The 13,935-nt window shown below is 33.0% G+C and carries 14 protein-coding genes; 10 read left to right on the top strand and 4 right to left on the bottom strand.

Annotated elements, in window-relative coordinates; all coding sequences use genetic code 11:
• Positions 1–399 (top strand): c-type cytochrome, encoded by a 399-nt coding sequence (locus ABXT06_RS19240; protein ID WP_354592195.1) that lies wholly within the window; start codon positions 1–3, stop codon positions 397–399.
• A gap of 128 nt (positions 400–527) precedes the next feature.
• The gene (locus tag ABXT06_RS19235) at positions 528–974 is read left to right on the top strand and encodes a GyrI-like domain-containing protein (RefSeq protein ID WP_354592194.1); all 447 of its coding nucleotides are present in this window, start codon (positions 528–530) and stop codon (positions 972–974) included.
• 56 nt (positions 975–1,030) lie between these two features.
• On the opposite strand, the gene ABXT06_RS19230 is transcribed toward ABXT06_RS19235, so the two are convergent.
• Positions 1,031–3,088 (bottom strand): M13 family metallopeptidase, encoded by a 2,058-nt coding sequence (locus tag ABXT06_RS19230; RefSeq protein WP_354592193.1) that lies wholly within the window; start codon positions 3,086–3,088, stop codon positions 1,031–1,033.
• A gap of 226 nt (positions 3,089–3,314) precedes the next feature.
• Between ABXT06_RS19230 and ABXT06_RS19225 the strand changes: the two genes are divergently transcribed.
• The 5 genes from ABXT06_RS19225 (at position 3,315) to ABXT06_RS19205 (ending at position 7,821) form a co-directional block, all read left to right on the top strand.
• Positions 3,315–3,980 (top strand): SCO family protein, encoded by a 666-nt coding sequence (locus tag ABXT06_RS19225; protein ID WP_354592192.1) that lies wholly within the window; start codon positions 3,315–3,317, stop codon positions 3,978–3,980.
• A gap of 103 nt (positions 3,981–4,083) precedes the next feature.
• Positions 4,084–4,323, top strand: coding sequence for a FeoA family protein (locus tag ABXT06_RS19220; protein ID WP_008465698.1), 240 nt, complete (start codon positions 4,084–4,086; stop codon positions 4,321–4,323).
• Positions 4,323–6,422 carry a ferrous iron transport protein B gene (gene feoB / locus ABXT06_RS19215; protein WP_354592191.1) on the top strand — a complete coding sequence of 700 codons (2,100 nt, stop codon included), beginning with the start codon at positions 4,323–4,325 and terminating at the stop codon, positions 6,420–6,422. The genes ABXT06_RS19220 and feoB overlap by 1 nt, the downstream gene beginning before the upstream one ends.
• 6 nt (positions 6,423–6,428) lie before the next feature.
• Positions 6,429–6,554: a FeoB-associated Cys-rich membrane protein gene (locus tag ABXT06_RS19210; RefSeq protein ID WP_201999258.1), complete on the top strand. Its 126-nt coding sequence runs from the start codon at positions 6,429–6,431 to the stop codon at positions 6,552–6,554.
• A gap of 340 nt (positions 6,555–6,894) precedes the next feature.
• A complete protein-coding gene (locus ABXT06_RS19205; RefSeq protein WP_354592190.1) occupies positions 6,895–7,821 on the top strand; it encodes an alpha/beta fold hydrolase in 927 nt (308 codons plus the stop codon).
• Positions 7,822–8,230: 409 nt separating this feature from the next.
• Here the strand turns inward: ABXT06_RS19205 and ABXT06_RS19200 are convergent, their stop codons facing one another.
• The 3 genes from ABXT06_RS19200 to ABXT06_RS19190 all read right to left on the bottom strand — a co-directional run bounded on the left by ABXT06_RS19200 (position 8,231) and on the right by ABXT06_RS19190 (position 10,841).
• Positions 8,231–8,884, bottom strand: a complete 654-nt coding sequence (locus tag ABXT06_RS19200) for an HD domain-containing protein (RefSeq protein ID WP_354592189.1) — start codon at positions 8,882–8,884, stop codon at positions 8,231–8,233.
• A 169-nt stretch (positions 8,885–9,053) separates the two neighbouring features.
• Complete coding sequence (locus ABXT06_RS19195) at positions 9,054–10,049, bottom strand: acyl-ACP desaturase (protein WP_354592188.1); 996 nt, start codon at positions 10,047–10,049, stop codon at positions 9,054–9,056.
• Between the two features lie 45 nt (positions 10,050–10,094).
• Positions 10,095–10,841, bottom strand: coding sequence for a lysophospholipid acyltransferase family protein (locus ABXT06_RS19190; protein ID WP_354592187.1), 747 nt, complete (start codon positions 10,839–10,841; stop codon positions 10,095–10,097).
• 125 nt (positions 10,842–10,966) lie between these two features.
• Here ABXT06_RS19190 and rnpA point away from each other — a divergent pair, with 125 nt between their 5' ends.
• The 3 genes from rnpA (at position 10,967) to ABXT06_RS19175 (ending at position 13,933) form a co-directional block, all read left to right on the top strand.
• A complete protein-coding gene (gene rnpA / locus ABXT06_RS19185; protein ID WP_354592186.1) occupies positions 10,967–11,371 on the top strand; it encodes a ribonuclease P protein component in 405 nt (134 codons plus the stop codon).
• Between the two features lie 70 nt (positions 11,372–11,441).
• On the top strand, positions 11,442–12,293 hold the full coding sequence (locus ABXT06_RS19180) for a DUF4349 domain-containing protein (protein ID WP_354592185.1): 852 nt from the start codon (positions 11,442–11,444) through the stop codon (positions 12,291–12,293).
• A gap of 2 nt (positions 12,294–12,295) precedes the next feature.
• On the top strand, positions 12,296–13,933 hold the full coding sequence (locus ABXT06_RS19175) for a S41 family peptidase (RefSeq protein WP_354592184.1): 1,638 nt from the start codon (positions 12,296–12,298) through the stop codon (positions 13,931–13,933).
• Positions 13,934–13,935 lie beyond the last annotated feature (2 nt).

Below are 13,935 nucleotides of genomic sequence, written 5' to 3'. Positions count from 1 at the left end.
ATGAAAAAGGTTTTATTTTTATCTGCTGTTTTAGCTTTTGCTTCTTGTAAAAAAGAAGCTTCTGAATCTACAAATACAGCAACAGAATCTGTTTCTGAAGGCGAATCGGCGAAGGCCAAAAGTCCAGAGGAATTGGGAAAACAAATATTTGAAAGCACAGGAAATTGTTTTGCTTGCCATCAGCCAGATCAAAAGGTGGTTGGACCAAGCATTAAAGAAATTGCCAAAATCTATAAAGATCAAAAAGGCGATATTGTTACTTTCCTTAAAGGAAATGCAGAACCAATTGTTGACCCGAGTCAGTTTGAGGTTATGAAAACCAATTTTGCGATAACAAAGGAAATGTCCGACGAGGAATTAAAAGCAATTGAAACTTACATTTACAGTCATTTGAAATAATTGGCTTTATTGATAAATAGAAAAGACGCTCATTCAGCGTCTTTTTTTTCGCTTTATTCTTACACTACTGACATACTGTTGTCACTACCTGTTTCTAAGTTTGAACCTCAACAAAATAATTTATACAAATGGAAATTAAAAAATTCAATGTAATTGGAATTTCAGTAAGAACAACTAATGAAAATGGGCAATCAGGTAAAGATATTCCTGCACTTTGGAATCAATTTTTAAAGGAAGAAATTAGCGCAAAAATTCCAAACAAAACAAGCAACGACATTTACTGCATTTACACCGATTATGAGAAAGATCATACTAGACCTTACACGACAATTTTAGGTTGTGCTGTAGAAAATCTAAATGAAATTCCGAACGGAATGATCGGAACAACAATTGAAGGAAATCATTATCAAAAATTTACAGCGAAGGGAAATCTTTCTGAAGGAATTGTTTTTAATGAATGGCTGAAAATTTGGAACTCCGATTTGAATAGAACTTTTACCGCTGATTTTGAAGTTTACGGAGAAAAAGCACAGAATCCGAGTGATGCAGAGGTAGAAATCTATATCGCAGTTTAGTTGCAATAAAAAAAGGCGCTTTTTCAAGCGCCTTTTTTAGTATTATAAATTTCTGATTACCAGATTTTAACTCGTTTTTCTGGTTCAACATACATTTTATCTCCTTTCTTAATATCAAACGCTTTGTAAAAAGCATCAACATTCTGAATTGGCACATAAGCTCTGTACATTCCCGGTGAATGTGGATCTGTTTTTACTTGATTTTTGATTGCTTCATCTCTAGTTTTTGTTCTCCAAACGGTAGCCCAAGAAATAAAGAATCTTTGTTCAGGAGTAAATCCGTCAATTAAGCCTGGGTTTCCATGTTGTTTCAAATACAATTGCAATCCATCAAATGCTGCATTGATTCCGCCTAAATCTCCAATATTTTCACCTAATGTAAAATGACCATCAACGTGAATGCCTGGCAATGGCTCAAGAGCACTGTATTGATTTGCTAAATCATTTCCTAAAGTTGTAAATTGTTTCAAATCGTCTTCTGTCCACCAATCCACTAAATTTCCTTCAGCATTGTAACGTGCTCCAGAATCATCAAATCCGTGAGAAATCTCGTGTCCGATTACAGCACCAATTCCACCATAATTAACAGCTTCATCAGCTTGATAATTGTAGAAAGGCGGCTGTAAGATTGCTGCTGGGAATACAATTTCGTTATAAGATGGGTTATAATAAGCATTTACGGTTTGCGGAGACATATGCCATTCTGTTTTATCAACTGGTTTAGACAGTTTATCTACGCTTTTCTTAAATCTCCATAACGCTAAGTTTTTAGAATTCTCAAAATAGCTTCCTCCTTCTGCAATACTTTTAATTTCTAAAGCCGAGTAATCTTTCCATTTATCAGGATATCCAACTTTAATAGTTATTTTATTCAGCTTTTCGATTGCTTTTGCCTTAGTATCTTTAGACATCCAGCTTAAATTGTTAATACGATTTTGGTAAGCCGTAATAACATTGTGAATCATATCAACCGCTTTGGTTTTAGCTTCAGCTGGAAAAACTTTTTCTACATAAAGCTTTCCAAGAGCTTCACCAACATTTCCATTAACAACATTAAGCGCTCTTTCTTCAGAAGGAAGCTGTTTTATTGCCCCTCTTAATGTTTTGCTGTAAAAATCAAAATTAGCATTATCAATTTCAGTTGTCAACTTACCTGCTGCACCGTTAATCAAATCCCATTTCAGATATTCTTTCCATTGCGCCACTTTATTTTCCTTAAAAACAGTTTCTAAGGCAGTCATATATTTAGGTTCGTTTACAATTACAGTCTCTAATTTAGTAATTCCTAAACCAGCAAAATATTCGTTCCATTTAATGGCTGGAGTTAATTTTTGAAGCTCAGCAATTGTCATCGGATTGTATTGCAAACGACTGTCTCTTCTTTCAACTCTGTTCAATCTCGGTTTTGATAATTCTGTTTCTAAAGCCAAAATTTCAGTGGCGCTTTGTTTTGCTTTTTCTGGAGATTCTCCAATAAACTGAAGCATTCTTGCAACATGCAATTCATATTTAGCACGTTTTTCTTTAGAATCTTTATCATCAGCAGTATAATAATCATTATCTGGAAGTCCTAATTGGCTTGGACCTAAATTTACAGAGTTTTTAGAACTGTCTTTATCATCAGCTCCAATGTAAATTCCGAAAAATCCAGCATTGCTTTCTTTTTCCATTTCAACCAAATATTTCTGAACATCAGCAATGCTTTTAATTGCATCGATTTTTTTCAGATATGGTTTTAAAGGTTCGATTCCTTTCTTATTTCTTCCAACAGAATCCAAGTAAGTATTAAATAAATTAACGGCTTTTCCTTGATCCGTATTCGATTTGTATTTAGGATTTTTGGAAGCTTCTTTTAAAACCTCCATCACATCTTTGTCGGTTCTTTTAATTAGTTCATTAAAACTTCCCCATGTCGTACGATCGCTTGGAATTTCAGTTTTTTCCAGCCAAGTGCCGTTTACATATTTGAAAAAATCCTGACTTGGGCTGATTTTCGTATCCATATAAGATACATTAATACCTGGCTCTTTCGGCGCTGTTTGAGCTTGAGCTGCAGTTATTGCAAACATTGCAGATATCACACCAAACACAGGTTTAGCAAATTGTTTTTTCATAAAAAATTATAGTTTAAGGGAAAATACAAACATATTGTTATTATTTTAAAAAATGTGTTAAAATTCTAACTGTACAGTCAAAAAGACGGATAAATTTCACAAATAGAACTTAAACATTGAGGTATATGTCTATATATATTAGTAAAAGTTACAAAAGCCTGTTAAAAAAATAATACAGTAAAGTTTTTAAAATCTGCTTTTTGTATTTTTGCGCCAAATTATTTTTATGAAATCGCTTTTATACAAATACCGCAAATTCTTTATTGTTTTAATAGTATTTTCGGTTGTTACGATATCTTTGTTTTACTCAGCTTTAAAACCAAAAAAGACACTTCCGATTTATAATCCAGCCGATGTAAATCCTGAATTGGTCGACAGTACCGTTCAATATAAAAGCAAATACCACACAATTGCCGATTTTTCTTTTATCAATCAAAATGGCGATACGATTACCCAAAAAAATTACGAAGGAAAAATTTATGTTGCCGATTTCTTCTTTACAACCTGCGGATCGATCTGCCCAAAAATGTCAACCAATTTAGTTGATGTTCAAAAAGCGGTTTTAAACAATCCAAAAGTGATGCTCTTATCGCATACCGTTTTCCCTGAAGTGGATAGTGTTTCTGTTTTAAAAGCTTATGCTATAAAATACGGCGTTGTAGATAGTAAATGGAATCTGGTTACAGGCGATAAAAAAGAAATCTACAAAATGGCCAGAAAATCTTACTTGGCTGTAAAAATGGGAAGACCAGATCAGCTTTATGATATGGTACATACAGAGAATTTTGTTTTGGTCGATCAAAAACGCCGCGTTAGAGGTTTTTATGACGGAACAAATAAAGAAGATATAAAACGTCTTTTAGAAGACATCGAATTCCTTTCTCAAGAGTAAAATCCCTTATTTTTAGAAACATTTAGCATTTGTCGAAGTGTTAAATGCCTTGAAATAAAGAATAATTGCCTACTTTTGCAATCTAAATTCAATCTAAATAAGCTTGCAAAATACAATACACACTCTGAAAAAAGGCGAAAAAGCCATTATCAAAGATTTTGATATCGATCTTATTCCACTAAAATTATTAGAAATGGGTTGTCTGCCTGGCAGCTTAGTTGAATTACTTCAGGTTGCTCCTTTTGGCGATCCGTTATATTTGGACATTAATGGTTCTCATGTTGCAATCCGTATTGAAACAGCTCGTGAAATTGAAGTTGAACTTATCAAAACCAATTTGTAATGAGTGTTCAGAATATCAATGTTGCTCTTATCGGAAATCCAAATACCGGAAAAACTTCTGTTTTTAATCAATTAACAGGCCTTAACCAGCAAGTGGGGAATTACCCAGGAATTACGGTTGAGAAAAAAATGGGTTTCTGCAAGCTTCCCAATAATGTTAAAGCCAATATTCTAGATTTACCAGGAACGTACAGTTTAAACGCCAGTTCGATGGACGAAAGCGTAGTAATTGAACTTCTATTAAACAAAAACGATAAATTATATCCAGATGTAGCAGTAGTGGTAACAGATGTTGAAAATCTGAAACGAAATTTACTGATTTACACTCAAATAAAAGATCTTGAAATTCCGACGATTTTGGTCATAAATATGTCCGATCGTATGGAACGCAAGGGAATTTCATTAGATATACCGTATTTAGAAGAAAAACTAAAAACAAAAATTGCTTTAGTAAGTTCAAGAAAAGGTTTAGGAATTGATGAATTAAAAGAACTGATTGTTTCTTATAAAACGATTCCACACGAACCATGCTTAAATGCATCAGTAATTGATCCTGAATATTTTAAAAAATTACAGCATGCTTTTCCAAATCAATTGATGTACAAATTGTGGCTGGTAATTACGCAGGATGTTAACTTTTTGAATTTAGACCGTAACGAAATACGAAGCACTTTTACCAAATCTCATTCCGAATTAAAACGTCTTCAGCAGAAAGAAACCATCAAAAGATATCAATTTATTAATGATGTTTTGAAAGAAGGTTTAAAGATTGATGCTTCGATGGCGAAAGATATTCGAGCAAAACTAGACCGTGTTTTAACGCACAAGGTTTGGGGTTACTTTATTTTCTTTGCCATTTTGTTTTTGATTTTCCAATCAATTTTCAGCTGGTCGACTATTCCAATGGATTTTATTGACAGCACTTTTGCTTCTTTAAGCAGTTGGGTTGCAGAAGAACTGCCAAGCGGTATTCTAACCGATTTACTTTCTCAAGGAATTATTCCTGGTATTGGCGGAGTTATTATTTTTATTCCGCAAATTGCTTTCTTGTTTTTATTTATTTCGATTTTGGAAGAAAGCGGTTATATGAGCCGTGTCGTATTCTTAATGGATAAAATCATGCGCAAGTTTGGACTTTCAGGAAAAAGTGTCGTGCCTTTAATTTCAGGAACAGCTTGCGCGATTCCGGCAATTATGGCAACTCGAAATATCGAAAACTGGAAAGAACGTCTTATTACGATCTTAGTAACGCCATTCACGACTTGTTCGGCAAGATTACCTGTTTACGCGATTATCATTTCGCTTGTTATTCCGAGCAAAAGAGTATTTGGAGTATTAAATCTTCAGGGATTAACTCTTATGTCGTTATATGTTTTAGGATTCTTTATGGCTATTTTATCGGCTTACATTTTAAATAAGGTTTTAAAACTGGAATCTAAAACGTATTTCGTTGTTGAAATGCCAAGCTATAAAATGCCTCTTTTCAAAAACGTCGGAATCAATGTGGTAGAAAAAACCAAAGCATTTGTTCTTGGTGCGGGTAAAATTATTTTAGCGATATCGGTTATTTTATGGTTCTTGGCTTCTTACGGTCCTGGAAAAGAATTTAATGAAGCTGAGACGATCGTTAAAGAAAGATTTGCCAACACAACTTTAGATGAAACGCAATTTGAAAATGAAGTTAATTCTCAAAAATTGGAGAATTCATATATCGGTTTAATGGGTAGAGCAATAGAACCAGCCATTCAACCTTTGGGTTACGATTGGAAAATCGGAATTGCCTTAATCAGTTCGTTTGCTGCCCGTGAGGTTTTCGTTGGAACTTTAGCAACCATTTATAGTGTTGGAGATACAGATAACGAATCGACTATAAAAAGCAAAATGCAAGCAGAAATTCGCCCAGATACTGGAAAAAAAGTATTTGACTTTGCAACCGGAATCTCTTTACTGCTGTTTTATGCTTTTGCAATGCAATGCGCCAGTACATTGGCAATTACAAAAAAAGAAACCAATTCATGGAAATGGCCAGCAATGCAGTTAGTTTTCATGAGCGGATTAGCTTATTTTACCGCATTAATTGCGTATCAACTTTTAAAATAAAAAGTTATGTTTCAAGAAATAATAGCCTTTGCAATATTAGGATTTGCAGTTGTCTTTTTGATCAAAAAGTTTTTCTTTAAATCGAAAAAGAAAAAAGACTGTGGCGGAGGAACGGATTGCGGATGTTCTTAATTTTTTAGGGACAAAGGTTCATAGGTACAAAGTAAAAAGCTGTTCATTTTGAACGGCTTTTTTTATGAGAAAATGTCCTATTCTGTTGTTTTAAAAGCCAAAAAAAGCTGATTAGTATATTTTCTAAAACTACTTTTACCTTTTAAATATATTAAAGATGACACCAGAAGATAGAATGGAAATAATACGAGATAATAGAGTTGCTCGATTATTGTGGTTTGCAATAGGTTTTTTCTGTGCAACGATTATAACTTATTTGATAATGAAAAATCATCAGTAGTTTTTTCTCTGCTGTTTTAATTATACTTTTATCCAATTAAAACAGCAAAAAAACTTTCAAATGAACCCAAGAAACCCATTACTTTTCTTTCTATTTTTATGTTTTGCCCAAAGCGGAATTTCTCAAACAAAAACAAGTGCAAAACAAGATGCCATTACTACATTCCAAACTTCTGATGGAGTTCCTTTATTTCTAAAAGTTTCAGGCAAAGGCGAAGTTTGCATTTTTGTACACGGCGGTCCTGGCGCGTGGAGCAAATCTTTTGAAGAATTTGGCGGAAATGTACTAGAAGATAAACTTACTATGTGTTATTTTGACCAAAGAGGTTGCGGTAGATCTGGATCTCCTACAGATAACAATTACAGCATGGACCGAATGATTGATGATATCGAAGAAATTCGAACTCATCTTAAAACGGATAAGGTATTTGTAATGGGACATTCTTTTGGCGGAATTTTAGCCACTAAATATGCTGAAAAATATCCTCAACATGTAAAAGGCTTAATTCTATTGAATTCTACTCTTGACATCAATGACTCTCTTTTGAATCAAATTGCTTTTATGGGCAAAACTCTTGAGAAAGATTTCCCTGTAAAAGACAAGGGTTCTATATTAAACACTTTTTTTGAAGCTAAACAGCAAATTAAAAAAGCCGATCTAGATTATAAAATGTTATCTGACAATAGAACTAATGTTGAGAAACTGGATAGCATTGATAACAGCGAAAAAAGAAATTCTTCGTTTGCACAACATGCTTTAAGTGGCCCTTTGTATTTTAGCGATTTTACAAAAGAAACGGCTTCGATTAAAGTTCCGACATTAGTAATCTCAGGAACAAAAGATAACAACATTGGTCCAGAACATTATCGTTTGTTTAAATTTCCAAACCAAGAAGTTAAGATTATTAATGGCGGACATATTTTGTATTACGAACAGAATAAAGAGTTTAAAAATACTATTGAGGGATTTGTTCGTTCTAGAAAGTAAAGATACAAGAAGTAAGAAGTAAGAAGTAAGAAGCAAGAAGTAAGAATATAGAGTAAAGAATATGGACTGTAACTCTGAATGAAAACTGAGACTGAAAACTGAGATTAAAAAATGTCTTATTATAATGGTTTAAAAGCTTTTCAAGGCACCATCATACCTTAAGTCAAATTATTTTTGAATTATTAAAAATACATTTGAAATGACAAGGTTTGAAAAAAGGGAAATGATTCGAAATATCAACATAACTAGGACACTATGGTTTTCAATTGGTTTTTTATGTGCTTTTGTAATAATTTGCTTTTTAAAATCCCGATTATAATCCTTTAAAGCTTCTGATATACATTATCTTAAAATAAAAAACGGCTCTAGATTAGAGCCGTTTTTTATGTTTATAATCTGAATGTAATTTCTATTTCAACCCTTCCCATTCGGCATAAAACTGAGCTAGAAAAGTTTCCATAAAACGATGTCTTTCGGCAGCTATTTCTTTTCCTTTTTCGGTATTCATTTTGTCTTTTAAAAGTAAAAGCTTTTCGTAGAAATGATTAATAGTTGGAGCGCTATTTTTTTTATATTCCTCTTTGGTCATATTGGTAACTGGCGTAATTTCTGGATTATATAATGCTCTGTTTTTAAAACCTCCATAATTAAATGCTCTAGCAACCCCAATTGCACCAATTGCATCTAAACGATCGGCATCTTGAACAACATTCAACTCGACAGAAGAGAATTTTCTCTCGAAATTTCCGCCTTTATAAGAGATATTTTCAATGATATTGACAACATGGCCAATTATATCCTCAGAAACATTTTGAGCTTCTAAAAAAGCTCTTGCTGTTTTTGGCCCAATAGTTTCATCTCCATTATGAAATTTACTATCGGCTATATCATGTAATAAAGCTCCTAATTGAACAACTATAAGATCACACTCTGTTTCTTTGGCTATTAAAATAGCATTTTTGTAAACACGCTCTATGTGAAACCAATCATGACCGCCTTCGGCATCGTTTAGTTTTTCTTTTACAAAAGCAATGGTTTTAATAATTAATGCTGAGTCGCTCATACAGAAGTTTTTACGGTTTATAAAAAATGTTGATTGCCAAAGATTTAAAATCTCCAACAATCAACAAATATGTTTTAAAGCAACAATGTTGCTTTGTTTAAATTTCAATATTTTAAATTCAAAATTCCAACAATCCAGAATCTGAAATCAACATTCTAAAATCTAAAATTTAAAGTCTTGCTGGCTCAACCCATTTAAAGATATGTGATTCTTGTGGAATAACAATTCTTTCAGAAATTTTAGCCATACGAGCAGGTAATTTCATTAAATAATCACGTGCTTTTTCTGCTTCATCAGTTAAATTAGAAATTTTTTCAATTTCCCATTTGTTGATTAATTTCTGCATGATTTCAACATAATCGTTTGCAGTGTAGACTCCAATACGCTGAGCTGAATCAGAAAACTGCTCAAAAGCTGTGCTGATTTTTTGACCAGATTCTCTCAAGAAGTGAGCAGGCATAACGATTTTTTGCTTCATCATGTATTGAAAAGCCAACATCATTTCGCTTGGATCTACTTGAAAAATTCTAGTAACAAATTCGCTATATGCGTGGTGATGACGCATTTCATCACCTGCAATCATTTTACACATTTTAGACAATTTGTTATCGCCAAATTTCTTAGCTATCTGGGCTACTCTATTGTGCGAAACATAAGTTGCTAATTCCTGAAAACTAGTGTATACAAAGTTTTTGTATGGGTCAGTTCCAGTTCCAATATCAAAACCGTCGTTGATCAAATGCTGTGTTGTCATTTCGATTTCACGCATATTTACACGACCAGACAAATACAAGTATTTATTTAAAAGATCTCCGTGACGGTTTTCTTCTCCAGTCCATTGTTTTACCCACTTAGCCCAGCCGTTTCCTTGACTTCCTTCTTGCTGATCTATTCCTTCTACATCCATTAACCATGATTCATATGTAGGCAATGCTTCTTCTGTGATGGTATCACCAACAAGCGTAACCCAGAAATCGTATGGAAGTTCTTTAGCAATTTCGCGTAATTCTTTTACCTCTTCAAAGAAGTTTTCTCCTTGAGAATTTGGTAAGAAATCCGACGGCTGCCAAATTTTTTCCACTGGAATTAAATACTGTTCAACGAAGCTATCCACGTTTTTTTCCAAAAACTGCATTACTTCTAATCTAATGTTTTTTATAGACATTACTTATTATAGATTTGAGTTGTACGTTTTAGCTCGGACTAAAACTTAAACTTGTTTATATTCATTTATTCCTTCTTTAACTGCTTTTTCAGTAATCTCCATCAGCTCTTCAAACTTATAATCTTTAACAGCCAAAGCTTTGTGAGCCGTAAATTTGAGATGATTTCCTAAACCAACAGGAAAAAAACCAAATTTTACCATTTTCCAAGAATTATTGATGCTTACCGGTACAACGTATGCAGATGGCGCATATTTGCATAAAATTTTTAAACCGCTTTGCGCAAATTCTTTTGGTACTCCTGTCTTACTTCTTGTTCCTTCTGGAAAGATAACGGCAGATCTTGTGTTTTTTTCGATATATTCAGACAAGCCTTTAATAACTGGTATCGCTTGTTTAGGGTCTTTTCGGTCAATTAGGACAGATCCTCCATGTTTCAAATTATAAGAAACACTTGGAATTCCGCTACCTAACTCCTTCTTACTTACAAATTTACAATGAAAACGTCTAAAGTACCAAATCATTGCCACGATATCGTACATACTTTGGTGATTTGCCACAAAAATGATTGGCGCACCTTTCGGAACCGTGTCTACGCCTTCAATTGTATATCTTGTACCAACAAGATTTGTACATTTTAAAAGGCAGAAATTTAAATAATCAACACTTTTTTTGTGAGCCTGGTAACCAAAAACATTTAAACAAATCCACTGAATTGGATGAAAAACAGCCAAACACAAACCAAATAATAAATAGTAAATTACCGATATTGGATAAGAAATAATTTTTTCCATGCTTCAAAAATTAATGCGCAAAAGTAGTAAATATATTTTTAGACTTATTAAAATTGAAAACAATAACTGTTTTTATGGTTTAATTGTACCTTTGTATTAGAATTTGCAAATCTTTTCTGAATTAAATGAACTTTACATACCCTAAAAACGAGCGTTTAAAAAGCAAAACGACAATTGGATTGCTGTTTTCTGAAGGAAAATCGGTGTCCAAATATCCGATTCGTTTGGTTTACCGTCAAGCGAAAGCAAATTCAGAAGAACAAACCAAAATTGGCGTTTCCGTTTCTAAAAAATATTTCAAGAAAGCTGTTGATCGAAATTACTTCAAAAGAGTTTTGAGAGAAACGTATCGATTGAACAAACATTTACTTTTGAATAACCTGAATCAGCCACATTCGATAATGCTTTTTTATCAGACCAAAGACCGTTTATCTTACGAAGAAATCAATACCAAAATGATTCAATTGTTTGAGAAATTTGCAGCTCAAATCAACAAACCTCAAGATTCTGATACGAAAACAGAAGCGTAAATTTCAAAACGTAAGATTATTATTCAAGTTAGACAAAAAAATCGTAGTTTTAGCTCTAAATTGAAATTTTATGCGTCAACTTTTCTTTTTATCAATATTCTTATTAGTTCTTTTCGGTTGTAAAAAAGCTGAAGCTATAAGTGAAGAAGCTTATGCAATTCAAACTGTGCAAATGCCTGCAAAAGCAGAAAATGTTGCATATGACAAAAAAGCAGATCCATCATCTCCGCAGCCACCGCCGCCTCCAAGGATAGATCAACAAATCGAGCAAAAAATCATAAAAGAAGCAACTTTAAAATTTGAAACTGATAATTTAGAAAGTTCTTTCAGCCAAATTCAAAAAGCAGTCTCTGCTAGTAAAGCAAGAATCATTAATGATTCTGAGGGAAAAGATTTTGCAACTGTTTTTAGAAATCTTACTATAAAAGTTCCAAGCCAAAATTTTGATCGTTTTATAAATGACGTTTCTAAAGGTGTTTCTTATTTTGAAGTTAAAAATATCTCCGCAGAAGATGTTACAGAACAATATATCGATTTAACTTCACGATTAAAAACCAAGAAAAAGCTCGAAGAACGTTACCTTGAAATTTTAAAGAAAGCAAACAAAGTCAGTGAGATTTTAGAAATTGAAGAACAGATTTCAACGATTCGTGAAGAAATAGAAGCCAAAGAAGGCCAGCTGAAATATCTGGAAAGCCGAGTTTCTGAAAGCACAGTTACTATTGAATTTTATAAAACAATACCTGAAAAAGAAGGTGTTAAAATATCATACGGCTCCAAACTTTGGAATGCAGTAAAATCAGGATTCTATACTTTATCCGATTTGTTGATTTCATTATTAAGCGCTTGGCCGTTTGTAATTTTGTTTGTTGTATTAGCCTATTTTATTAGAAAAAGATTTAAAAGAAGAAAAAAAGAATAATCATGTATCCGTATTTCAAAAAGAAATTTATTATACCAGTCGCTGCGGCGGGAATGTTGTTTGTTGGAACCAGTTTTAGAGAAGATTTTTTTGAAATTGCCAAACAGATCGAGATTTTTACGACTTTGTTTAAAGCCGTAAACACCAATTATGTTGACGAAACCAATCCGGGAGATTTGATGGACAAAGCCATTAAAAACATGTTGGGAAGTTTAGATCCGTACACAGTTTATTTTAATGAACAGGATGTTGTAAACTTTAAAATCAATAATACAGGAGAATACACAGGAATTGGTGCATTGATTTCTAGAAAAAAAGACCGTCTGATTGTTCGCGAACCTTACAAAGATTATCCTGCCGACAAAGCAGGACTAAAAGCAGGTGATGAAATTATCCAAATCGGCGATGTATTGATTGCTGATTTTAAAGACGATGCTTCTCAATTATTGAAAGGAACAAAAAATACTAAAATCAATATCAAATATCTTCGTCAGGGAAAACCAAATACTACTGTTTTAGTTTTGGATGAAGTGGATATTAAGTCGGTTCCGTTTTTCGGAAAAATTGATGACAAAACAGGTTATATTGTTTTAGCCCATTTTAGCAGAAAAGCCTCAGCAGAAGTAAAAGATGCTCTTGAAAAATTAAAAGCTGATGGAGCTAAACAGATTGTTTTGGATTTAAGAGGAAATCCAGGTGGTTTATTAAACGAAGCTATTGATATCTGTAATTTGTTTGTTCCTAAGAATGAAGTAATTGTTACGACTAAATCTAGAATTGAAAAACACAACAATACTTATAAAACACAGAAAGAACCAGTTGACACTGAAATTCCATTGGCTATTTTAGTAAACGGAAGAAGCGCTTCGGCATCTGAAATTGTTTCTGGCGCTTTACAGGATTTAGATCGTGCCGTTATTCTAGGAAGCAGAAGTTTTGGAAAAGGTTTAGTGCAGCGTTCTGTTGATTTAACTTATGGAACGCAGTTAAAAGTTACTATTTCTAGATATTACACGCCTTCTGGAAGATGTATTCAAGCTTTGGATTATGCACATAAAGATAAAAATGGTATAGCGCAAAAAACAGACGCTAAAAATTTTAATGCTTTTAAAACCAGAAAAGGAAGAACGGTTTATGATGGCGGAGGAGTTTTGCCTGATATTGAATTGGAAGAAGCAAAAACGAGCGCCATTGCAACAGCTTTAATTAAAAATGATGGCGTTTTTGATTATGCTACAACATATTATTACAAAAATCCAAATTTGGGAGATAAGATTCCGACTTTGACTGACGCAGATTATACTGCTTTCAAGCAATATCTGAAAACTAACAAAATCACTTTTGATACTGAAACCGAAGTGGCTTTGAAAAATACTTTAGCAGCAGCTAAAAAAGAAAAAATAGACGAGACCATTACTGCCGAATATCAGCAATTGTTAAATGCTTTAGAAAAAAGCGAGACTACTTTACTGGATAAAAACCAAAAAGAAATCAAAAACATGATTTTGGAAGAATTGATTAAAAGATATCAATATCAGGAAGGTTTATATCAGTATTATCTAAAAAACAATTCAGAAATTAAAAGAGCAGTTAGCGTATTAAATAACCAGACAGAATATAAAACGATTTTAAAAATGTAGTG

It is taken from the genome of Flavobacterium sp. UW10123 (assembly GCF_040538975.1).
Lineage (GTDB): Bacteria > Bacteroidota > Bacteroidia > Flavobacteriales > Flavobacteriaceae > Flavobacterium.
The sequence above is the reverse complement of the archived record's forward strand: the minus strand, read 5'-3'. Positions and strand labels throughout refer to the sequence as shown.

Excerpts from the sequence above, each read along its gene's own strand:
- ABXT06_RS19205 (WP_354592190.1), top strand. The coding sequence starts at position 6,895 with ATGAACCCAAGAAACCCATTACTTTTCTTTCTATTTTTATGTTTTGCC.
- ABXT06_RS19190 (WP_354592187.1), bottom strand. The coding sequence starts at position 10,841 with ATGGAAAAAATTATTTCTTATCCAATATCGGTAATTTACTATTTATTA.
- ABXT06_RS19180 (WP_354592185.1), top strand. The coding sequence starts at position 11,442 with ATGCGTCAACTTTTCTTTTTATCAATATTCTTATTAGTTCTTTTCGGT.
- feoB (WP_354592191.1), top strand. The coding sequence starts at position 4,323 with ATGAGTGTTCAGAATATCAATGTTGCTCTTATCGGAAATCCAAATACC.
- ABXT06_RS19235 (WP_354592194.1), top strand. The coding sequence starts at position 528 with ATGGAAATTAAAAAATTCAATGTAATTGGAATTTCAGTAAGAACAACT.
- rnpA (WP_354592186.1), top strand. The coding sequence starts at position 10,967 with ATGAACTTTACATACCCTAAAAACGAGCGTTTAAAAAGCAAAACGACA.
- ABXT06_RS19210 (WP_201999258.1), top strand. The coding sequence starts at position 6,429 with ATGTTTCAAGAAATAATAGCCTTTGCAATATTAGGATTTGCAGTTGTC.
- ABXT06_RS19195 (WP_354592188.1), bottom strand. The coding sequence starts at position 10,049 with ATGTCTATAAAAAACATTAGATTAGAAGTAATGCAGTTTTTGGAAAAA.
- ABXT06_RS19200 (WP_354592189.1), bottom strand. The coding sequence starts at position 8,884 with ATGAGCGACTCAGCATTAATTATTAAAACCATTGCTTTTGTAAAAGAA.
- ABXT06_RS19225 (WP_354592192.1), top strand. The coding sequence starts at position 3,315 with ATGAAATCGCTTTTATACAAATACCGCAAATTCTTTATTGTTTTAATA.
- ABXT06_RS19240 (WP_354592195.1), top strand. The coding sequence starts at position 1 with ATGAAAAAGGTTTTATTTTTATCTGCTGTTTTAGCTTTTGCTTCTTGT.
- ABXT06_RS19175 (WP_354592184.1), top strand. The coding sequence starts at position 12,296 with ATGTATCCGTATTTCAAAAAGAAATTTATTATACCAGTCGCTGCGGCG.
- ABXT06_RS19230 (WP_354592193.1), bottom strand. The coding sequence starts at position 3,088 with ATGAAAAAACAATTTGCTAAACCTGTGTTTGGTGTGATATCTGCAATG.